The sequence below is a fragment of the Alteromonas sp. CI.11.F.A3 genome (assembly GCF_032925565.1).
Taxonomy (GTDB): Bacteria; Pseudomonadota; Gammaproteobacteria; order Enterobacterales; family Alteromonadaceae; genus Alteromonas.
In genome coordinates, this window is sequence record NZ_CP136708.1 from 3,798,926 (window position 1) to 3,822,573 (window position 23,648).

The following is a 23,648-nucleotide window of genomic DNA, read 5'->3' on the forward strand; positions in this document are numbered from 1 at the left end:
TATTTATCACTTTCATTTTCTGATTATAGACTTATTCAGCGCTAAGCATTATCAAGGTTCTAATGATTAGCACAGTAAAAGATAATCAACTGACGCTTTTAAGAGACTTTGAGTCCGGTCACTTTCGAGTAAATTTCCTTAGCCTTGTTCAACAACGTAGGATCGAACTCCAGCGCTAAGTCATTTTGCGTTTTTATTATTTCACCAGCAGATATATTTAATGAAGGATCACCATGACCCGCACTCCCAGTCTTCTTAAATTTTTTATAAGAGCTGGTTAATTCGGCGCCCAGGCCCAACCAATTTTTAATTCGATTTAAAGTTTCAGATGTTGAATCAACAATATTATCAGAGTCGATTATCAGAACGCTTTCATATTTTTGAGCTATTTGGTATAGGTAACTGAGCCGGTTTGTATAGTATTTAAGCATTGCATCGACATCTAGGTAACCTTCGTCACCAGTAACTTCTCCCATTTTAACAATACTTTTTACCGTTGCTTCTGGTTCGCGAACTAAAATTAAAATATGTACATTGCTTCTTTCTAGAATCTCATTTGAAACAACAAAACTGTTATGTAGCAACTTGTCTAAAAAAAAGCCTTTCGTTGTTGATTGCCCTGTGTCTTTTAACAATTCAACGTGCATTTTTATAAGCGAACTTTTTTTAGGGTAGTCATAATGAAGTTCACCATACCCACACACTTCACCATGACTACCCAGTACATGCGACAACAGGGAAGACCGACTTCGCATATGACTTAAAATTAGAATGTAGTTTTGCTTTCCTAACAATACGCTCGGGTGTTTAAGAATTAAGAGCGCCTTATCTATCTTACTTTTAATTGACATTAGCTTGATATCCTATCAGCAATACAATTACATCATTGTTTAAAATCCATACTGACTTAAATCACAATGAAGTTCAAGATAAGGCTAAAACACTATAAACGTTACCTAAACAATACCTTCTCTTTGTTAAACCAGTACACACAAAATGTGATCAGTGCGGCGGCAATAGCGACGGTAGATGTGAATATACCGAACAAGGCAAAGTAATCCATAGTGCCTTTAAATAACTCCTTCATCGCTAATGCAACATTGGTAAGTGGCACCCAAATCCAACCACCTTCTAATTTAACACCTGGCATCATGGCAATTAGCACAGGAAAAACCACTACCATCACCAAGGCGCCCATGTAACTTTGAGCTTCCTTGAACGATCGTGCATAAATAGACATTGATAATAATACTGCGGCAAATATGGCGACTACCGGTATTAGCATTAGGAAGATTAGTACAAAATCAATCATACCTATCATTGCCATTACTTCAGCCACAAACTCAATGGCCATTCCTTGCGATAAGACAATGCCCCATATGGCCATAGAAGAAACGGTGATAAGCGCAGTAATTAGCCCCGCTAAACCGATGGTTAAGAATTTACCCAGCACAAGTTTGTAGCGATCCATTGGTGATATTAGCAATGTCTCTAATGTACCACGCTCCTTTTCACCAGCGCCTAAGTCAGATGCTGGTGCCATAGCCCCTTGCAGGCATAGAATGAAAATGAAATAAGGTAATAACCCACCCAGACGCTCACCCCAAACTTCACGATCATCCGCTATGTTTTCTTTTTCAATGACAATTGGCGCCAATAATGCCTTTTGCTGATTCTCGTCTAAACCCAGTTTGGCAAAGGCTGACTTTTGAAATTCATCGGTGTGAATATCAACAATTTCAGAGACTCGCCCCATTACTTTATTTAAACCAGCATCATTTAAATACAATTGCAGTTTATGCTGTCCAGAAGCAAGCACATCACTGTTGAAGCTTTCAGGGATGACTAAAACAAAATCTACCGTTTCATTTTTAATGAGCTTGGCGTAGTCGGCTTCATCTTGAATATCCACCACCGTAAATTTGTCACTTGCGCTAGCAAACTGCCTCGACATCTCTGGTGCATATTGCTCGCCCACAATGGCATATTTCAATACTACGTTTTCAGCTTTTTCAGTGGCGGAATTCATGAAAAACATGGCTACACCAAAAATTAATGGGAAAAGCAGCAAGGGCAATACAATCATAAAGATAATGGTTTTGCGGTCGCGCAATAACTCTTTGAATTCCTTCTTAAAGATTAACCACATTGCCCACCTCCCCAGTATCCAATTTTAATGTTTGTAAGAAACTTTTATGCATTTGTCCGCCCGATAGCGCACTGAAAGCGGCAAGGGAATCGTTAAATACAGTCTCACCTTGATTAATCACCGTTACGCGGTCGCAAAGCATTTGAACTTCATCTAAATGATGGGTCGAAAAAATAACCGGCGTTCCTTTGTCTTTAAGTCGTTGTATAAAGTCCATCACTGTAGAAGTAGCCATAATATCTAAACCAGTGGTGGGTTCATCAAGCACTACTAGGGAAGGTTCATGAATGACAGCACGGGCGATAGCTGTTTTTTGTTTCATACCCGAGGAGAAATTTTCTGCACGTCTATCTAAAAAGCTTTGCATATCGAGTAAATCAGCCATTTCTTCAATACGTGCAGAAATGGTTGATTTACCTAGCCCGTGCAATTCGCCAAAATAAGCAATATTTTCTCGCCCCGTCAGCCTGCCATACAAGCCGGTTGAACTAGATAGAAAGCCTATTTTCTTACGTGCAATAATTGGGTTGGCAAGTACATCTTCACCATCAATTATTACAGTACCGCCATCTGGTTTTAGTGCCGTTGAAAGCATGCGTAACGTGGTGGTTTTCCCTGCTCCGTTAGGCCCTAGTAAACCAAGCACTTCTCCTTGACCGCATGAAAACGAAACATCTTTCACTGATTGAAAGTAGCGTCCTTTTAACCGTGGATCCTTTTTTTCTTGCTCACTTAGCTTTTTGGGGTTTTCCACCTCGAAGCGTTTAGCAAGACTAGATATTTCAATCATTATCCCTTCCCTTTTTTTATTATTTAAATCGAATGCTTACCGTACTAGTCTTTGCCTTTCTATTTTTATTACAGCTTTACTGTTTTTTTATTTTAATTCAATGCAGAGTATGGAATTAAAATGTTAAGAAGTATGTTTTTCGAGCACAAAAAAACCCACCATTTGGTGGGCTTTTAAAGAACACGATTCGCGACTATCTATTACAGATAGTACGTTGCGAGTTACTGCTGAGCATCATCTTCTGCAGCAGGTGCTTCTTCTACTTTCACTGTTTTAGGTAAAAGTAGCTCAGCGCGAATTTGTTTTTCAATCTCATCGGCAATAGCTGGGTTTTCTTTCAAGAACTTCATTACGTTCGCTTTACCCTGACCAATACGGTCGCCTTTATAGCTGTACCAAGCACCAGCTTTATCAACCAATTTTTGCTTAACACCTAAGTCGATAAGCTCAGCTTCTTTACTGATACCTTCACCGTAGCGAATCATAAACTCAGCTTGCTTAAACGGTGGTGCTACTTTGTTCTTCACAACTTTAACGCGAGTTTCGTTACCTACTACCTCGTCGCCTTCTTTAACTGCGCCAATACGACGGATATCTAAACGAACAGAAGAGTAGAACTTAAGTGCGTTACCACCCGTTGTTGTTTCTGGGCTACCGAACATCACACCAATTTTCATACGAATTTGGTTAATGAAGATACACAAAGTATTTGAACGCTTGATGTTACCAGTAAGTTTACGCAATGCTTGCGACATTAATCGCGCTTGTAAACCAACGTGTGAATCACCCATGTCGCCTTCAATTTCCGCTTTTGGTGTAAGGGCTGCAACCGAATCAACAATAACTACATCTACACCGCCAGAGCGAACCAGCATGTCACAAATTTCAAGCGCTTGTTCACCCGTATCAGGCTGAGAAACTAAAAGTTCATCAATGTTAACACCAAGTTTTGATGCATAAATTGGGTCTAACGCGTGCTCAGCATCTACGAAGGCACAAGTTTTACCTTTCTTCTGAGCTTCTGCAATTACCTGCAAGGTAAGTGTCGTTTTACCCGATGCTTCAGGCCCGTAAATTTCTACCACACGACCGCATGGCAAGCCGCCTATGCCCAAAGCGATATCAATGGTGAGTGAACCTGTAGAGATAGCCTCAATGTCCATCGCTTGGTTGTCGCCTAAACGCATAATAGCGCCTTTACCGAACTGCTTTTCAATTTGCCCAAGTGCGGCACTTAAAGCTTTAGATCTATTACTGTCCACATCAATATCCTCTAGGATTAGCGGTTAAATTCTTTAGTTGGTGATGTCTTTGTTGAAGCGGCCTTTGCAACCTTTACTAACAGCATCATTCATCAATACAGCTAGCATTTATTGCATCAACATTTACTTAACGACACCTTACCAAGTGTTGCATGCATTCTATACTGTACAAGCATACAGTTTCAACCGGAGTTTTCATTTTATTTTGCTTATTAGGTTCTTATTAGCTGCTTCTTGAATAATCATCTAATCAATCAGCTAACATTGCCAGTAGGTGAGTAATTGCAAATTCTATTGCAAGCAGGCGAACAGTCTCTCGGTCTCCAGCAAAAACCTGCTTAATGGCTTCAGTCTTTTCGCCGCAGATAAACCCAAACCAAACCGTACCCACCGGTTTTTCTTCGCTGCCACCACCTGGGCCTGCAATACCGCTTACGGTTACCACGACATTCGCGCCGCTTTTGTGCTTAACACCCGCCGCCATCGCTTCTACGGTCTGCACCGACACCGCACCATGCGCATTTAAGGTTTCAGGCTTTACGGCTAATTCACGCATTTTAGCGTCGTTTGAATACGTCACCCAACTTTGATTAAACCAGTCCGAACTGCCAGCAATACTGGTAAACGCGAACGCAATTCCTCCCCCTGTGCAAGATTCTGCGCTTGAAACCGTCCAGCCTTTACGGCGAAGGGCATTACCTAACGCAGTCACCATCTCTGTTGTATTGTCAGATACCATGAATGTCCTTTTATCGCTATGGGCGCTGTTATCAGCTTTGGCCGAAAGGCGTTAAACTGTGCTGATGTGCTTACAGGTGTGAGCTATCAATCTATTAATGAAATTAGGAAATGGTTGAAAATTCCGTACTCATATCAATAATACACAGCAAACGTGAAAAGCGATTATTTTAGCATCCCTGCTCTTTTAATCACTCTTCTGTTAATAATTCTTCTGTTAATATAACAAATTGAGTTATCGCAAGTATCAGCAATAAAAAAGCACGAGGCATTTTTTGGAATCACACACTCCTATGATGCGCCAGTATTTAACGATAAAGGCGCAGCACCCTAACATTCTTATGTTTTACCGTATGGGCGACTTTTACGAGTTGTTTTTCGATGATGCCAAGAAAGCCGCAGAACTGCTTGATATATCGTTAACCGCACGGGGTAAATCCGGTGGCGATCCTATCCCCATGGCTGGTGTTCCTTACCACGCGGTGGAAGGCTATTTAGCACGCTTAGTTAAACTGGGTGAGTCGGTAGCCATTTGCGAACAAGTAGGCGACCCTGCTACCAGTAAAGGCCCAGTTGAACGTCAGGTTCAGCGCATCGTTACCCCTGGTACGGTTACCGATGAAGCCTTATTAGAGGAACGCCGCGATAATGTACTAGCCGCAGTATGCGGCCACAGTATGCATTATGGCGTGGCTACATTAGATGTGACCAGTGGCCGTTTTGTAGTGGTTGAGTGCGACACCGACGATGCTTTACTAGGTGAACTTCAACGAATTAACCCTGCTGAATTACTTTATCCTGAAGGGTTTGAAAGCTTACCCTTGATTGAACAGCGTAAAGGCTTGCGCCGTCGTCCCGAGTGGGAATTCGATATCGATACCGCCACCGAACAATTAACCGCTCAGTTTCAAACCAAAGAGCTGGCAGGGTTTGGGGTATCAGATTTAACCAAAGGCATTGGCGCCGCGGGTTGTGTACTTCAATATGTGAAAGATACCCAGCGTACCGCGCTGCCTCATATTCGCCGTATTCAAAAAGAACAACAAGACAGCCGTGTACAGCTAGATGCTGCAACCCGCAGAAACTTAGAACTTACCCACAATTTAGCCGGCGGTATTGAAAACACTCTATTTAGCGTAATGGATACTACCACTACCGCTATGGGTAGCCGGTTGCTTCAGCGCTATATTCATTCTCCTATCACCGACCAGCACGAATTACATAACCGACAAGATGCTATAGAAGCACTAATCGACAATGAGCCAGATGCTATTCGCTGCCATTTAAAAACCATTGGTGATATTGAACGCATAATGGCACGGTTGGCATTACGTTCAGCAAGACCTAGGGATTTCGCTAGGCTCAAAAACGCGCTAAATACCCTGCCCGACCTTCAAGAAGCGCTTGGGGAGTATAACGTTGCACAGCTTAATGAATTAAAGCTGGCCATCAGTACCTACCCAGAGCTACAAACCTTATTAAATAATGCAATTATCGACAACCCGCCTGTGGTTATTCGCGATGGCGGTGTTATTGCTGAAGGCTTTAATAGCGAATTAGATGAACTTCGAAAACTGTCTCAAGGTGCTACCGATTACCTTGACGCCATGGAGCAACGTGAACGTGAACGCACGGGTATTTCAACCCTAAAAGTAGGCTACAACCGAGTTCATGGTTTCTTTATCGAGATTAGCCGCGCTAATAGCGACAAAGCACCCGCCGAATATATTCGCAGGCAAACCCTTAAAAATACTGAACGCTTTATTACTCCAGAGCTTAAAGAACACGAAGATAAAGTACTTACTAGCCAAGGCCGTGCTCTTGCCCTTGAAAAACAGCTTTATGAAGCACTTTTTGATGAAGTTGCGCCACGCTTAAATGCGCTAATTGAAACCGCGGCGGCGCTGGCTAAACTCGATGTACTATGCTGTTTTGCTGAGCGCGCGTTAAGTCTTGATTGGCATCGCCCTACGTTAAGTATGGAAAGTGCGCTGACCTACGAAGAAGGCCGCCATCCTGTGGTGGAACAGGTTATGAAAGACCCTTTCATTGCCAATCCATTAACGCTTAACGATAGCCAGCGCATGCTTATTATTACTGGCCCTAACATGGGTGGTAAATCAACATATATGCGCCAAACCGCCTTGATTGCGCTGTTAGCCTATATTGGCAGCTATGTACCTGCACAAAACGCCCATATTGGTAAAATCGACAGGATCTTTACCCGTATTGGGGCATCTGACGATTTAGCCTCTGGTCGCTCAACCTTTATGGTAGAGATGACAGAAACGGCCAACATTCTGCACAACGCCACCAAACATTCGTTAGTCTTAATGGATGAGATTGGTCGCGGCACTAGTACATATGATGGTTTGTCATTGGCGTGGGCGTGCGCCAGCTACCTTGCTCAAAAGCTGAATGCTTACACCCTATTTGCAACCCATTATTTTGAGCTTACCGAGTTACCTGATACTGAAAAGAGCGTGGTTAATGTGCACTTAGATGCAGTTGAGCACGACGATACCATCCGGTTTATGCATAGTGTTCAAAATGGCGCGGCCAGTAAGAGCTTCGGTTTACAGGTTGCCCAGCTTGCGGGTGTGCCTAAACCTGTCATTAAAGCAGCGCAGCAAAAGCTCGCTATTTTGGAAAACGCGCATCTTATTTCTGAAACTGAATCCGGTGCTGATAATACAACTGATACATCATCTGTCACTGCGGACAAAAATGGTAAGCAACACGCTAAAGCAACCAGTAAAAAGTCAAGTTCAAAGGCGTCTACACCTGCTCAGTCTCAGTTGTTATTCCCAGATAAACCGCATCCGGTTGTTGAAGCGTTAGAAAATTTATCACCAGATGAACTTTCACCACGCCAAGCGCTAGACCTCATTTACACGCTAAAGCGTTTAAGTCAGTCCTAAAAAGAAGCGCTTGCGTCAAAAGCAGTGCTCAAATAGGTAAAAGAAGCGATTGTGTGGGCAAACAGATTGTCTGCTCACACTAACTTGCGTATACTATTAACCCGTCCAAAGTATGGGTAGTTTAGTTCCTAAACTACACTCATATTTACCCAATACAACTCAACGTTCTAGGTTTCGCATGACAAATTATATTTTCGTCACCGGTGGTGTAGTTTCATCGCTAGGTAAAGGTATTGCCGCTGCGTCGTTAGCCGCAATTCTTGAAGCTCGCGGGCTCACCGTCACCATGTTAAAACTCGACCCGTATATTAATGTCGACCCAGGCACCATGAGCCCTATTCAACATGGCGAAGTATTTGTTACCGATGATGGCGCAGAAACCGATCTTGATCTTGGTCACTACGAGCGTTTTATTCGCACCCGTATGACCAAGCGTAACAACTTCACTACCGGACGAGTATACGAAGAAGTACTAAAACGTGAACGTCGAGGCGACTATTTAGGCGCCACTATTCAGGTTATTCCACACATTACCAACGAAATTAAACGCCGTGTGGTTGAAGGCGCTGAAGGTCACGATGTGGCTATTGTTGAGATTGGTGGAACGGTAGGTGATATCGAATCACAACCTTTCTTAGAAGCCATTCGTCAGCTTGGTACTGAACTAGGCCGCGAAAAAGCTATGTACATGCACTTAACTTTAGTGCCTTACATGCCAGCTTCTGGTGAAGTAAAAACTAAGCCAACTCAGCACTCAGTGAAAGAGCTTCGTTCGATTGGTATTCAGCCTGACATTTTGGTGTGCCGCTCTGTAGGCGCATTGCCATCTACTGAACGTTCTAAAATTGCCTTGTTCACCAACGTAAACGATAAATCGGTTATTTCGCTTAAAGACGTAGACAGCATTTACCGCATTCCAGCTGCACTTAAAGCGCAAGGTATGGATCAACTTGTGGTAGACCGCTTTGGTTTAGACTGTAAAGAAGCCGACCTATCAGAATGGGAACAGGTACTTTACGCAGAATCTAACCCTACTGCTGAAGTTAACATTGGTATGATTGGTAAGTATGTTGAATTACCGGATGCTTATAAGTCAGTTAACGAAGCCCTTAAACATGCAGGGTTGAAGAACCGCTTAACCGTAAATATTCACCATATCGACTCGCAAGATGTTGAAAGCAAAGGCCCACAAATTCTAGAAAAGCTAGATGCTATATTAGTGCCTGGTGGTTTTGGTGAGCGTGGTATCGAAGGTAAAATAGCCGCCGCACGTTATGCTCGTGAAAACAAAGTACCTTATTTAGGTATTTGTTTAGGTATGCAAGTAGCACTCATTGAGTTCGCCCGTAATGTAGCGGGTATGGAAGATGCCAATAGCTCAGAGTTTGACCCTGAAACGCCTTACCCTGTAGTTGGCTTAATTACAGAATGGCTCGATGAAGCGGGTACCACTGAAGTGCGTACTGAAAATTCAGACTTAGGCGGCACTATGCGTTTAGGTAGTCAGCTTTGTCATTTAATTGAAGGTACTAAAGTGCATGAAATGTATGGCAGTGCTGAAATTTATGAACGTCACCGTCACCGTTACGAAGTGAATAATAACCTTCGTGAACAAATTGAAGCGGCAGGGCTGAAGGTAAGTGGTTTGTCCACTGACAAACGACTTGTAGAAGTAATAGAAATACCTGACCATCCTTGGTTTATTGCGGGTCAATTCCACCCTGAATTTACGTCAACTCCACGTGATGGACACACTTTGTTTAAAGGGTTTGTCGCTGCTGCTGGACAGTATCAAAAAGAGAATCATTAATTTCTAATAAGGGAACACTTTCTCCCGTTGTGTTCCCAAACAATTGTTAAGGAAAAAACATGGCGAAAATTAGTCGCATTATTGGTCGCGAAATTCTGGACTCACGCGGTAATCCTACCGTAGAAGCCGACGTGTATTTAGAATCAGGCGTTATGGGTCGTGCTGCGGCACCATCTGGCGCTTCAACCGGTAGCCGCGAAGCACTAGAACTTCGTGACGGTGACAAGTCTCGTTATTTAGGTAAAGGCGTAATGAAAGCCGTTGCTGCAATTAACGACGAAATTGCCCCTGCGCTTTTAGGTAAAGATGCCCTAGCGCAAGCTGATATCGACGCTATCATGATTGACCTAGACGGCACAGAAAATAAAGAAACTCATGGTGCAAATGCTATTCTAGCGGTATCGCTAGCGGTTGCTAAAGCAGCGGCTTTAGAAAAAGGCGTTGCCCTTTACGAGCACATTGCAGATCTTAACGGCACTCCTGGTCAATACTCAATGCCAGTACCTATGATGAACATCATCAATGGTGGTGAGCACGCTGACAACAACGTTGATATTCAAGAATTCATGGTACAGCCAGTAGGCGCAAAGAGCTTCAAAGAAGCCCTTCGCATGGGTGCTGAAATTTTCCATTCATTGAAGAAAGTACTTTCTGCTAAGGGCCTAAACACGGCTGTTGGCGACGAAGGTGGTTTCGCACCAAACCTTAGCTCTAACGCCGAAGCGCTAGCGGTTATTGTTGAAGCAGTAGAAAATGCTGGCTACAAAATGAATGAAGATATTACGCTTGCACTTGATTGTGCAGCATCTGAATTCTATAAAGATGGTCAATACGTATTGTCTGGCGAAGACAAGAGCTTCGATTCTGAAGCCTTTGGTGATTACTTAGCCGACCTTTCTGATAAGTACCCTATTGTGTCTATTGAAGATGGCTTAGACGAAAGCGATTGGGACGGTTGGGCAAGCTTAACCAATAAGATTGGTGAAAAAGTACAACTTGTTGGTGACGACTTGTTTGTTACTAACACTAAGATTCTAAAGCGTGGTATTGATAACGGTATTGGTAATTCAATCCTTATCAAGTTCAACCAAATTGGTTCACTAACTGAAACATTGAACGCAATTAAGATGGCGAAAGATGCAGGCTTCACAGCGGTTATCTCTCACCGTTCTGGTGAAACTGAAGACGCGACTATTGCTGATTTAGCAGTAGGTACTGCGGCTGGCCAAATCAAAACTGGTTCACTTTGTCGTTCTGACCGTGTTGCTAAGTACAACCAACTTCTTCGCATTGAAGAAGCCTTGGGTGATGCGGCAACTTATAAAGGTCGCTCTGAAATTAAAGGTCAGTAGCCTATTCACAGTGCACTTGAGACAAGAGTGCACTTGAGACAAGAGTGCACTTGAGACAAGAGTGCACTTGAGACAAGAGTGCACTTGATATAAAAGCGTACTAGTTACTTACCTAATTAAAAGCTGCGTAAAGACCCATAATTTTGGGTAACCTTTACGCAGTTTTTTTGTGTCTGTTTGAAGCCCTTTCCTCACGCCTCTTAAATAGCCCACTTCCCTAGCCTCCTTCAACAGCGCCCTTTCAATAACACCCCTTTCATAAAGATGACAATGATTAAGGACTAGCGAGCTTAATTTAAGACAAAAAAATACCCCAGCTCGTGCTGGGGTATTTTATTTTAGTGTTGTTAGTGAAGCTACACGCTAATTAGAAGCGGTAGTTAGCACCTAAAGTCACTCGGCGGTCGGTAAGACCTTGGAAGCACAATAACGCACCTTCATTGATACAAGACTGTTCAACTTCTGATTCAGTAATGTTTACCGCCTCAATACCTATGTTGAAGTCTTCATTAACGTCGTAGTTGATGCTTGCATTAAGCTGGCCACGATCTTCTTGAACCACTGGGAAGCCCCATGGGAAGCTTGATGTGCTACCGAAGTCATCCGAACGATACGCTTCACGCCATGTGTAACGCATGCGCGCTGATAAACCAAACTTCTCATAGTACAAAGTGAAGTTGTACGCGTTTTCAGATAAGTTCAATAGGCCTTGAACTGCTGACACTTCAATATCATCGATACCTGTAGAGGCTGCAAAGACATTTGCCGCACGACTTGTTGCTGTATTTTCAGAATCACCACCATCGAACTCTTGAATAGTGTAGTTAGCAAGTACACCGAAACCTGAAGCCCAACCTAACTCTTTCTCAAAGCTTGAAAGGTCATATTGAACCGCAATTTCGATACCTTTCTGCGTGGTTTCGCCAGCGTCGTTAATCTTAGTTTCTGTGCCTACACAAATACCTGTGCCTAGTTCAGGTCCAAAAACGTTGATATCAGCAATGGGGTTAAACACACCGCCACCTTCACAAGGCGCAGTAAGGTCACGATAGCCAGTTACTGGATCTTCAAATGGGCTCACGATTTGGTCTACGTGCAGTGCTTTACGTGTTTTGTGGAATATACCAACACTCACCACACTTGCTTCAGCAAAATACCATTCAGCCGCTAAGTCAAAAGATGTTACTTCTTCAGGCTCTAAACCAGGATTACCAATGGCTACATTTGGGTTAGGGCTGGTACTGAATGTTACTGACGTAGATAAGTCGTCAAAGTTAGGGCGACGAATATCTTTACCTGCACCAAAGCGAAGGACAACATCGTCAGCCACATCAGCAACAATATTTAAGCGAGGTAGAATGAAATCGTAATCACCGGTATTAGTTACTTGCGATACCAATTCGTTTCCATCACCGTCTACAGTAATTGAGTTACCCACAGAGGTTACGTCTGTTTGCAAATAACGTAGGCCGAAATTACCGCGGAACATTTCATATTCAAAGTTCGCTTGCGCATAAAGAGCATGTGTTTCTTCTTCAATATCGAAGAAACCAGACGAGCTAGATGTTGGGGCATTCAGGGTGGCTGTAGAACCATGCGCTTCCATGGCTTGTTGTAATGAAGCTAATACGCCATCTGGATCTGAAGCCACTAATTCAGGGTTAATGATTAAGAAATCTCGAACGTAAAGTTCGCGACCATCTGCATCGTTAAAGTTGTTCGGACCGGCTACCAGTAATTCAGAGAATAAATCACCTCGAGGGCTGTCTTCCATACTTCTTAAGCCAACACTGGTGTTAACATCGTCACGTGTACTGGTTGATTTATTGTAGCGGTAACCAAAGTCAACTGACGTAATCATCGAGTCTACGTAGTATGAAAAGTCAAAACGAATCGCATCTTCTGAGTTTTCAGTGGTATCTCTACCAATATTCACATCACGTAAAACAACGTTTGAAGGGTCTAAAAGCTGTTCTACTGTTGGCGCATATTCTGCCCCAGATGCAATACCGAACGCTAATGAGCCGCCAGATAAATCATATTCAAACGGAACACTGTTATCGTTACCACCACCAGCATCTAATGGTGCATTAGGGTTGATGAAGTTAAGCGTAGTATTAAAGCTAGGTGTGGTGGTATCTGAAGATGAAGATGCAACTTCAGCACTTACAAACCATTTCTCGCCTTGCCATTCACCACCTAATCTAAAGATTTGGCTTTCTGTAATACGAGAGTTTGTATCAGTCGACAAACGAAGGTTAGGATCGTCGTCATCGTTATCAAGATTCACTGGAATAACACCGCGAAGCGCAGCCTGCATTGAACCTAAATCAGTACCGCCTAATGAACCGAAGTTAATCGTTTCAAATGCATCAGGTACTGAAATATCGTTAAGTGCACTTACGCCTGAAGCCTGAACACGTGAGCTTTCTTGCAAACGTTCTTGGTCGTTAATAATAGCGTCGAAGAAAAACTTAGTGTTGTCGTTTGGCTGCCATTCAAAGGTACCTACGAAGTTTTTCGTTTCATATTCATAGTTGTCGTAATCTTGTACGAAAAACTGAATGGGAAGGAAGTCGAATGACTGGGCACTTGCTACGCCGCTGTCAGAGGCAATTATGTTATCTCGGTCAGCACGTGGTCTAAATGCAGATACATCTTGTTCTGAATAACTACCACTCACTACAACACCAAATTTACCGTGGTCGTTTTCCCAGTTATCACCATACGTCGCTGAAAGACGAGGCTGGAAACCGCTGTCTGTAGACAAGCTACTGTTTTCACCTTGAACGCGAATCGACGTTAATCGTTCAGTCAATTGAAGAGGACGAATTGTCTTAAGGTTGATGGTACCACCAACGGAACCTTCAATTGTTTTCGCATCTGGTGACTTGGTAACTTCTAAGCCAGCAATGATTGCTGCTGACACATCTTCAAAATCGATACCGCTTCGGCCTGCGCCTGAGCCTACCGTTGAAACGCCGTTTATCTCTGTACGGTTGGCATCGGTACCACGGATTTGCACTCCCGTACCAACACCTGCTTCACGAGTAATTTGTATACCCGTGATGTTTTCTAACACTTCCGCCAAGTTTTGGTCAGGCAATTTACCAATGTCTTCAGCTTCAATGACTTCTACTAAATTGTTTGTAAAACGTTTTTCATTTAGAGCACTGGCTAACGAGGCGCGAATACCAGAAACCTGAATAACTTCTACGTCTTTTTCGGCTTCTTGTTGAGCTTCTTGAGCAAGGGTAGAAGTGGCAAAACTCAACGATGTTGCAGACAACATCGCTAATGTGATTTTAGATAATTTGTGTCCCATGTGTGTTTCCTCTTGCAGCGTTTTGAACCGAGCCTTCAGGCTTTCAAAACAGCGTTGCTAAGTTATGTGTGGTTACATCCTGCACTATTAAAGATACACTTCATTTACAAGATGATTACAAAGCTAGACGAAAAACATACAATGGTCAACCTTTGATCACTTAAAAACTCAGAATTATTAACACCAATTGTAATGCCAATTAACAACACCATAACTAACCAATAAAAACACCCACTCCGAAAACCATACACTACCGTTTAATTATCATTGACTTAGCCATTATTGACTGCGTTTTTTAGTTATTTTTTTAAGAGGAAAATATGAGATATATTAAATAATTATTCTTTAGTATTGTTTCGTCAAATGAAGGCTTATTCAAAAGTGGTAATACTAATTGCTTATATAAATATATTCATTGCCACTAGATTGGTAATGTAAAATGTTAATGGCCATTACTCAGTCAGCTAGCTAAATACATTTTTGAGTTAGCTTACATTCATCACATTAAGGCCACTTAACACGTTCAAGACTGTGAACTGCGTGATGCTCTTTATGCTGTTGTACCGCCAACGTAGATGTTTCTATTTATTGGTAGGTCGCATTGGGTTTCTGGATACCTAGCATAAATCCTGCTAACGTAGGTTTATTGCGTCTTTTTTATTGTCTTACCAGTATTATGGCATCCGACGGACATACGTCTTCTTCACAATCAGGCTTTTTTAGCAACTCAGGCGAACTTGGTGGAGCACAACCCCAATTCACTGAAATTTGCACTGCGTTGTATGAAAGAGAGCTTTTGCTAATAGCGCATAAAGGTCCCTCAAATGTGACGATATTGCGCCGAAGATTGGCCGGCCTGCCCCACCACATTCGAAGTGTGGCACGATACCTCATAGACAATACCTCACCGCTAGATATTGATCCCCACAATGGAAGTTGGTTTATCAAGCAACCTGGAAAGTGCCCAGGGCACAGCCAACCTATTGATAAAAAGCATCAGTGGTATGGTCAATATGCAGATTACGGTTTGGTCATACCTATTTGCATAACTACGCTAGAAGGTATGCATATAGAGCTCGACTCAATAGATAGCGTGAATCACGCCACACACACGCTTCATACTAATAAACACGGATGGTTTTCTTTTGATGGCGAGATGGCACATAGTGAAGCTGAAACACGTCAGCACAAAGCAGGGCTCGGCATGACAGGGCTCGGGACGACAGGGCTCGGCACGACAGGGCTCGGCACGACAGGGCTCGGCACGACAGGGCTCGGCACGTCCAGCGTCACCGATGCAAATACGGTATTAAAGCGACAGCTTTTGAAACCTACCACGGCAATTATGGCCTCTGCGTGCAGTGGGCATATGTGGCGTCATAAATCGAAGGGGGCACCGCGAGCACTTTCATTGCGAGAAATGCGTCTGTCCACTCACATAAACTGGAAGAATTTCACCCTGAAAGGTTAAGGCTAGTGCCTATTTTAGGCATTCCTAAGGCAGGCTTGAAGTACAACGCGACCGCGATGAGTTAACTCATCACTCCACAGTTAACTCATCCCGCCACAGTTAGTTTATCCCGCCACAGTTAGTTATCCCGCCACAGTTAGTTATCCCGCCACAGTTAGTCATCCCGCCACAGCGTCGGTATTTAATCCAACGCTTCTTCGTAGCGTTTTATAAAGCGAGAGAAGGCTTCAATGTGTGGTAAGTGTCCCAAACCGTCAAGCTCTTTCACCGTTATGGCATTGTTGCGAGCTTTAACTTCAGCGCCAAGTCTATCGTAACGGCCAAGCTCCCGCGTAACACCTTCTTTTTTCCAACCTCTTCCGGGTCCGGTTCTATCTCGTGTACCTAAAATTAAGGTAACCGGTACTTGGAAGTTATCAAATTCTTCGATAACAGGTTGAGTAAATATCATGTCGTAAGTTAACGCACTCACTTTGGCTAGTTGGGGCCAATCATCACCTTCAATCCATCCCATTAAATGGCTGGCATGGAAGGCATATGTGTCATTCCAATCGCCATCATAATAATTTGTTTTCTGGTATGTGACGATATTTTCAGGCTTCTTCTTCAACTCATTTTGAAGAAAAAACGCGACATCTTTATATTCCACATATTGAAGGTAGTTTTCTAAACCAATAGGATTGATAAGCACAAGCTTGCGCACACTTTCTGGATAATTCAGTGCGAATCGCGACGCCACCATGCCGCCCATCGAATGACCTGTCACAATCACATCGTCAAGGTTCAACGATGTCAGCAACTGTTTGGTGTTGTTCGCTAATGCCGCAAAGCTATATTGATAATTAACCGGCTTATCTGATTTACCAAAGCCAATTTGGTCAGGAATAACCACTCCATACCCTTGTTCATGCAACCAATTGGCTGTGGTTTCCCAATAACTACTGGCAAAGTTCTTACCATGCAACAACAATACTGTGGGTTGCCCTTCCTTTGCCGGTAAATGCATGTATGCCATGGTTAACCCTTGCCCTTGAGATTCAAATGCCATGGTGTGAACATCAAAAGGATACTCGAAGCCAGTTAGATTTTTCGAAAAAGGTTTTGCAAAAACAATGGTTGAAAACGTGAAGATAAGAAACGAATAACTTAAAGAAAAAATAGCGCGTTTCATCATTTTGCTCTAAAGAAGATACTAGGTGATTTACCCTATCAAAATCGCTGAAACAATACGCCTTTGTTAAGCAGCGAAATTCGCTATTCCATCGTAATTTGGCAACTAAATAGACAATACAAGCGCTTTATCAATTTCACGAAATTAGTATATACATCCTAACGACCAGCTCTTCACTCGATGAATTTGAGCAACGTGAAATAAACGCATCAAATAACCCCGAAAAATAGGATAAACACCCTATTTTTAAAAAACCATTATTTATAACCAAATTTTATACCCATTATTCGAATCAAAGGTTGACCTTAAAGGCGTGGATGGGTACATTGTCGCTATCAACTGGTCGGCAAAGAAAATACGCAAATGATGCGCAATCGCTTTCTTCTAACTCTACTCCTTATGGCAGCAAGACTGCACGGGTAGATTGCGACCAGCGATTAATTACACAGAAACCCGTGCTTAGCACGGGTTTTTTTTTAACTTTTATAAACGAGAGAGCGTTATGACAAATCAAGTGAAAATCTTTGATACCACATTGCGAGACGGTGAGCAGGCCTTACCTGCAAGCTTAAGTGCCAAAGAAAAGCTGCAGATTGCGCTAGCGCTCGAACGTTTAGGTGTTGATATCATTGAAGCAGGCTTCCCCGTCTCTTCACCAGGCGACTTTCGCTCGGTACAAATGATTGCAAAAGAAGTTAAAAATTCGGTTATATGCGGCTTATCACGTGCCTTAGAAAAAGACATTGATGCGTGCGGTCAGGCCCTTGGCGTAGCCGAGCAGTTTCGTATTCACACCTTTATCGCCACTTCAGAAATTCACGTAGGTGCTAAATTACGTAAATCTCACGATGAAGTAGTCGATATGGCAGTTGCGGCAGTTAAACATGCCCGTAAATACACAGATGACGTAGAGTTTTCATGTGAAGACGCAGGTCGTACCCACATTGATTACTTATGCCGCATGGTAGAAGCCGCTATTAATGCAGGCGCTACCACAGTAAATATTCCTGATACGGTTGGTTACACTACGCCAACGGAATTCGGCGGTATTATTCAACAATTGTTTAATCGTGTTCCAAATATCGACAAAGCGATTATCTCTGTACATTGCCACAATGATTTAGGGTTAGCGGTAGCAAATTCTTTAGCTGCGGTAGAACAAGGTGCTCGTCAAGTTGAATGTACCATTAACGGTATTGGTGAACGGGCGGGTAACGCTTCACTTGAAGAAATTGCAATGATTTTGCAAACCCGCCAAGCCATGTTGGGCATCAACACAAACATCAATTCTCAGGAAATTTCGCGCACCTCTAAATTGGTTAGCCAATTATGTAATATGCCGGTTCAGGCGAATAAAGCGATTGTAGGAGCTAACGCATTTAGTCACTCATCGGGTATTCACCAAGATGGCGTATTAAAAGCGCAAAATACTTATGAGATCATGACACCGGAAAGTGTAGGTATTAATAAAAACAACCTAAACTTAACGTCTCGCTCTGGTCGCCACGTAATTAAGCATCGCTTAACCGAATTAGGCTACAAAGTAGAAGATTACGATTTAGAAGCAGTGTACGACGCATTCTTGAAATTGGCTGACAAAAAAGGCCAAGTTTACGATTACGACTTAGAAGCTTTGTTGTTCTTCGATAAGCAAAAGCACGACCATGCGCATTATCAATTACTGTACTTACAAGCCAGTTCAGGTCGTGAAATTATTCCAAGCGCTACCGTTAAACTAAAAGTAGGCGAAGAAGAAATTATCCAATCTAGTATTGGTAATGGTCCGGTTGATGCCGCATACAATGCGATTAGAGCTATCTTGGGCCATGAAGATGTTGAAGTTGTAGACTTCAAATTAGATTCAAAAGGCGAAGGGGCCGATGCCCTAGCACAAGTGAGTGTGATCGCCACTTATAATGGGCGTCGTTTCCACGGCATTGGTCTTGCCACCGATATTGTTGAAGCTGGTGTTAAAGCCCTTATTTTTGTACTAAACAACACTTATTTAGCTGATCAAATTGACCAGCAGAAAAATCAACAAGAACGCGTTGCAGGAGTTTAAATGAGCCAGTTCTCAATTGCCGTATTAGCCGGAGACGGTATAGGCCCAGAAGTAATGCAAGAGGCCAACAAGGTCTTAGATGCGGTAGAAAAGAAATTTAACGTAGCCTTTAACCGCACAGCTTACCCTGTCGGCGGTTACGCTATCGATACTGAAGGTGAAGCCCTTCCGTCAAAAACCTTACTAGGTTGTGAGCAAGCCGATGCCATTTTATTTGGTAGTATTGGCGGCCCTAAGTGGGACACATTACCACTAGAGCAGCGCCCAGAGCGTGCCGCATTATTAACATTGCGTAGCCATTTTGATTTATTCAGTAACTTGCGCCCTGCCCGTATTTATCCTGGGTTAGAAGCCTTGTCTCCACTACGTGAAGACATTGCGAAATCTGGCGTAGATGTATTGGTAGTGCGTGAACTTACCAGCGGTATTTACTTTGGCCAGCCCAAAGGGCGCGAAGGCGAAGGTGAAGAAGAGTTCGCTTATGACACTATGCGTTACAGCAAGCGTGAAATTCGCCGTATTGCGGTTGCCGCTTTTGAAGCTGCGCAGAAACGCCGGGGTAAAGTGACTTCTGTAGATAAAGCCAATGTGTTACTTACCAGCCGCTTGTGGCGTGAAGTGACTGAAGAAGTGGCAAAAGACTACCCAGACGTAGAGCTTGATCATATCTATATTGATAACGCGACCATGCAAATCATGAAGAACCCAGCGCAGTTTGATGTGATGCTGTGTTCTAACTTATTCGGCGATATCGTTTCTGATGAATGTGCCATGATGACGGGCTCAATGGGCTTGTTAGCCTCTGCTAGCATGAACGAAGACGGTTTTGGTTTGTACGAACCTGCGGGTGGCTCTGCCCCTGACATTGCAGGCTTAGGCATTGCTAACCCTATTGCACAGGTACTTTCAGCAGCCATGATGTTACGTTTTAGCATGAACCTAACTGATGCTGCCGATGCTATTGAAAAAGCGGTAATTGCCACATTAGAAGCGGGAGTTCTTACAGGCGAACTTCTTCCTGATGATAAGCGAGAAAACGCGTCTACCACCTCTCAAGTCGGTGATGAAATAGTAAAACAATTAATGGCGCAGGAGTAATTAACACCATGGCCAAGACCTTATACGACAAAGTGTGGCAAGCACATATTATCGATCAATTAGGCGAAGACAGCTTAATTTATATCGATCGCCACCTTATACACGAAGTAACTTCGCCGCAGGCTTTTGCTGGCTTAAATGAAAAAGGCCGTAAAGTACGTTGCCCTGAGCGCACTGTAGGTACAATGGATCACAGTATTTCTACTCGCTCGTTGGCGATAGATGCATGTGGTCCACAAAATGCGCTTCAACTTCATACCCTTGCTAACAACTGTGAACAACACGGCATTCAGTTATTCCCTGTTGGTCACCAAAAGCAAGGTATCGTACATGTTATGGGCCCTGAGCTAGGCCTTATTCAACCGGGCATGACAGTAGTATGTGGTGATTCCCACACTGCCACCCATGGTGCATTCGGTGCCCTAGCATTTGGTATTGGTACATCTCAAGTAGAGCATGTATTAGCTACGCAAACCCTTAAGCAAAGCCGCGCGAAAAGCATGCTTATTAAGGTTAATGGCGCGCTTCCTGTGGGCATAACTGCAAAAGACATCATTCTAGCTATTATCGGTAGAATTGGTCACGCAGGGGCCACAGGGCATGTGATTGAATACGCTGGTGAAGCTATTTCTGGTTTAACCATGGAAGAGCGCATGACCGTGTGCAACATGAGTATTGAAGCTGGCGCTAAAGCAGGGCTAATTGCCCCAGATGACACCACGTTTGAATACCTTAAAGGCCGTGAATACGCACCAAAAGGCCAAGACTGGGAAGATGCAGTAGCCTATTGGAAGACCCTTTACACTGAAGAAGGCGCAAGCTTCGACACAGTAGTAGAACTTGAGGCTGCCGACATTGCACCGCAAGTAACATGGGGCACAAACCCAGGCCAAGTTATTGGTGTTGATACACCAGTGCCAGGCCCAGATGATTTTTCTGACCCTATCGAAAAAGAAAGCGCCAAAAAAGCCTTGGGCTATATGGGATTATCAGCAGGCGATAAGCTTGCCGATGTTGCCGTAAACCACGTGTTTATTGGTTCTTGTACCAATGGTCGTATTGAAGATTTACGTGCGGCTGCCCATATTGCCAAAAACGGCAAAGTCGTCGATTCAGTTACCGCCATTGTGGTTCCAGGCTCAGGTCATGTGAAAAAACAAGCTGAAGCAGAAGGGTTAGACAAAATCTTTACCGATGCAGGCTTTGAATGGCGTCTACCAGGCTGCTCTATGTGCTTGGGTATGAACGATGACAAACTTGTAGCTGGCGATCGCTGTGCATCAACCAGTAACCGAAACTTTGAAGGCCGTCAGGGTCGTGGCGCACGTACCCACTTGGTTAGCCCAGCGATGGCCGCTGCCGCTGCGATTACTGGCCGTTTCGCCGATGTTAGAGATTTTCAGGAGTAACCCATGTCTGATTCAACACAAGGTTTTACCGCACATACAGGTTCTGCTGTGCCGCTAGACCAAGCCAACGTAGATACCGACCAAATTATTCCTAAGCAGTTTTTAACGGGTGTGACACGCGCTGGTTACGGAAAGCATTTGTTCCACGATTGGCGTTATTTGGATTTAGAAGAAAAAGTACCTAACCCAGAGTTCTCATTGAACAAACCTGAGTTTGCCGGTGCAAGCATTCTACTTACCCGAGAAAACTTCGGTTGTGGTTCTAGCCGTGAACACGCGCCATGGTCGCTGAACGATTTTGGTTTTAGAACCATTATTGCCACCAGCTATGCTGATATTTTTTATGGCAACTGCATTAACAACCAATTATTACCGGTTGCGCTTGCCAGCAGTGAAATGGATGCGTTATTTGCAGCAGTTGAAGCTAATCCAGCATTAGAAATTACGGTTAACTTACCAGAGCAAACTGTATCGTTTGGTGAGACTAGCTTCAGCTTCGACATTGCCGATCATCATAAAACCAACTTGCTAAAAGGGTTAGATGCTATCGGTCAAACCTTAGAGCTTACCGACAAAATTTCAGCTTATGAAGCTAAGCAACCTGCTTGGGCTTAAAAACTGGGTATTGAATACTAAGCTTCAAACGCTAGGTTTAAACTTTAGTGTGATTCAGCACAATTTTGCCCTCTAGTGATGGCGAAGTACTCCTACTTCGCCTAACTTTAATAAGTAGTTAACACCGCTCAAAAAGTCGAATGGAGTCTTTATGCTGAAAGCAGTACCTATTGATGATCTCAAACCTGGGATGTACATCAACCAAGTACTTAAACAAACTGGCAGCTTACGGATGCGTTCAAAGGGTCTAGTAAAACACCAAACAGTTATCAACACCTTAAAATCCCGCGGGATACAGACTGTTCAAGTAGACTTCGAGAAGTCTCTTAATCACGAACCATCGACCGATTCAGCCCCACTTTCCACACCAGAAGCAAACACTCAAGCGCCTGCTAAAGTAGAAAAAGACCAACAGGTCGCGCAAAACAGCCTTACACGTAACGCAATGAAAGAAGCCAACGGGCTTTACTTTGATGCGGTAAATATACAAAACGGCTTTTTATCCGCGCTTAACCGCGGTGCAGTAAACGACTTAAAGTTAGTGAAAGACCTAGCACAAAGCCTTATCGATAGTATATTTGATAACAAAGATGCCCTGTCTTGCTTAACCCTGATAAAAAACAACAACGCTTACCTGTTAGAACACTCCATCAACTGTAGTATTTTAATGGGCATGTTTACCCAATTTTTAGGCTATGACAGAGAAACCATAGACCAAGCGAGTTTAGGGGCGTTGTTAATGGACGTTGGAATGTCGTCCCTACCTATGGATGTTCATAACAACGTTGAGGATTTGTCAGCGGCAGATTGGGAGGTGATGAAAACCCATGTTGATATTGGTGTTGAGCTTGTGGAGCAGTGCGGTGAGATTTCGGATTTGGTGCTATCGATTATCGCGCAACATCACGAACGCATAGACGGCAGCGGTTACCCTAAAGCACTTAAAGAAATAGAAATTTCCGAATTCGCGCGCATTGCAGGTATTATTGATACCTACGATGCTATGGTGTCTAACCGCCCCCACAAAGAAAGCATTAGCCCTACCCAAGCACTCAAACGACTAACGGAAGATGAAAGACTCGATCAAACCTTAGTTAGCCAGTTTGTTACATGCATGGGAGTGCACCCGGTTGGCTCAATTGTTAGGCTAAAAAGTGGAAAACTTGCCATTGTCAGCCAACAAAACCCACTTAGCACGATGAGCCCCATTGTGATGACATTTTATAGCGTCCCTTCGCAGCAATATGACGATATTACTCGACTAGATTTAAGTGCGAATGATGACGAAATTGTGTCGGGCGTACGACCCGATGATTTCAACGTGAACTTGTCGACTTTCTTTCAAGACGTATTGGTAAATCAAGCGCCAGACTAATTAGCATCCTGACTAATTAGCACCCTGACTAATAAGCCCCCTGACTAATAAGTAAAGGGTATTAACATTCACTTCAATACTCGTTGCTTTTCCTTTGCCA

General features: G+C 43.4%; 16 protein-coding genes. 9 read left to right on the forward strand and 7 right to left on the reverse strand.

The features are described 5' to 3' along the window. Positions 1-98 precede the first annotated feature (98 nt). The 5 genes from R1T43_RS16380 to R1T43_RS16400 form a co-directional block, all read right to left on the reverse strand. Entirely contained in the window at positions 99-851 is a 753-nt protein-coding gene (locus R1T43_RS16380) for a hypothetical protein (protein WP_317350378.1), read from the reverse strand. Positions 852-952: 101 nt separating this feature from the next. After that, positions 953-2,149, reverse strand: coding sequence for an ABC transporter permease (locus R1T43_RS16385; protein ID WP_317350379.1), 1,197 nt, complete (start codon positions 2,147-2,149; stop codon positions 953-955). Continuing rightward, positions 2,133-2,939 carry an ATP-binding cassette domain-containing protein gene (locus R1T43_RS16390; RefSeq protein WP_317350380.1) on the reverse strand — a complete coding sequence of 269 codons (807 nt, stop codon included), beginning with the start codon at positions 2,937-2,939 and terminating at the stop codon, positions 2,133-2,135. Before R1T43_RS16390 ends, R1T43_RS16385 begins: the two co-directional genes overlap by 17 nt. Before the next feature lie 221 nt (positions 2,940-3,160). Further along, positions 3,161-4,201 (reverse strand): recombinase RecA, encoded by a 1,041-nt coding sequence (gene recA / locus R1T43_RS16395; RefSeq protein WP_129736818.1) that lies wholly within the window; start codon positions 4,199-4,201, stop codon positions 3,161-3,163. A 250-nt stretch (positions 4,202-4,451) separates the two neighbouring features. Next, complete coding sequence (locus tag R1T43_RS16400; RefSeq protein WP_317350381.1) at positions 4,452-4,940, reverse strand: CinA family protein; 489 nt, start codon at positions 4,938-4,940, stop codon at positions 4,452-4,454. Between the two features lie 292 nt (positions 4,941-5,232). On the opposite strand from R1T43_RS16400, the gene mutS reads away from it, so the two are divergent. From mutS to eno, 3 genes are all read left to right on the forward strand, one after another. Further along, positions 5,233-7,860: a DNA mismatch repair protein MutS gene (gene mutS, locus R1T43_RS16405; protein ID WP_317355894.1), complete on the forward strand. Its 2,628-nt coding sequence runs from the start codon at positions 5,233-5,235 to the stop codon at positions 7,858-7,860. 178 nt (positions 7,861-8,038) lie between these two features. Further along, the gene (locus R1T43_RS16410; protein WP_317350382.1) at positions 8,039-9,670 is read left to right on the forward strand and encodes a CTP synthase; all 1,632 of its coding nucleotides are present in this window, start codon (positions 8,039-8,041) and stop codon (positions 9,668-9,670) included. A 59-nt stretch (positions 9,671-9,729) separates the two neighbouring features. After that, complete coding sequence (gene eno / locus R1T43_RS16415; protein ID WP_013785244.1) at positions 9,730-11,022, forward strand: phosphopyruvate hydratase; 1,293 nt, start codon at positions 9,730-9,732, stop codon at positions 11,020-11,022. Positions 11,023-11,389: 367 nt separating this feature from the next. On the opposite strand, the gene R1T43_RS16420 is transcribed toward eno, so the two are convergent. Continuing rightward, on the reverse strand, positions 11,390-14,347 hold the full coding sequence (locus tag R1T43_RS16420) for a TonB-dependent receptor (protein WP_317350383.1): 2,958 nt from the start codon (positions 14,345-14,347) through the stop codon (positions 11,390-11,392). Between the two features lie 676 nt (positions 14,348-15,023). On the opposite strand from R1T43_RS16420, the gene R1T43_RS16425 reads away from it, so the two are divergent. After that, positions 15,024-15,818, forward strand: coding sequence for a hypothetical protein (locus tag R1T43_RS16425; RefSeq protein WP_317350384.1), 795 nt, complete (start codon positions 15,024-15,026; stop codon positions 15,816-15,818). 181 nt (positions 15,819-15,999) lie between these two features. On the opposite strand, the gene R1T43_RS16430 is transcribed toward R1T43_RS16425, so the two are convergent. Next, positions 16,000-16,989 (reverse strand): alpha/beta hydrolase, encoded by a 990-nt coding sequence (locus R1T43_RS16430; protein ID WP_317355896.1) that lies wholly within the window; start codon positions 16,987-16,989, stop codon positions 16,000-16,002. A gap of 502 nt (positions 16,990-17,491) precedes the next feature. Here R1T43_RS16430 and leuA point away from each other — a divergent pair. The 5 genes from leuA to R1T43_RS16455 all read left to right on the forward strand — a co-directional run bounded on the left by leuA (position 17,492) and on the right by R1T43_RS16455 (position 23,548). Beyond that, positions 17,492-19,051, forward strand: a complete 1,560-nt coding sequence (leuA, locus tag R1T43_RS16435) for a 2-isopropylmalate synthase (protein WP_317350385.1) — start codon at positions 17,492-17,494, stop codon at positions 19,049-19,051. Beyond that, positions 19,052-20,149, forward strand: a complete 1,098-nt coding sequence (gene leuB, locus R1T43_RS16440; RefSeq protein WP_013785249.1) for a 3-isopropylmalate dehydrogenase — start codon at positions 19,052-19,054, stop codon at positions 20,147-20,149. A gap of 8 nt (positions 20,150-20,157) precedes the next feature. Next, positions 20,158-21,558, forward strand: a complete 1,401-nt coding sequence (gene leuC / locus R1T43_RS16445) for a 3-isopropylmalate dehydratase large subunit (protein ID WP_317350386.1) — start codon at positions 20,158-20,160, stop codon at positions 21,556-21,558. Between the two features lie 3 nt (positions 21,559-21,561). Continuing rightward, positions 21,562-22,173 (forward strand): 3-isopropylmalate dehydratase small subunit, encoded by a 612-nt coding sequence (gene leuD, locus R1T43_RS16450; protein WP_317350387.1) that lies wholly within the window; start codon positions 21,562-21,564, stop codon positions 22,171-22,173. Between the two features lie 151 nt (positions 22,174-22,324). Further along, positions 22,325-23,548, forward strand: coding sequence for an HD-GYP domain-containing protein (locus R1T43_RS16455; RefSeq protein ID WP_317350388.1), 1,224 nt, complete (start codon positions 22,325-22,327; stop codon positions 23,546-23,548). The last annotated feature ends 100 nt before the right edge of the window (positions 23,549-23,648 follow it).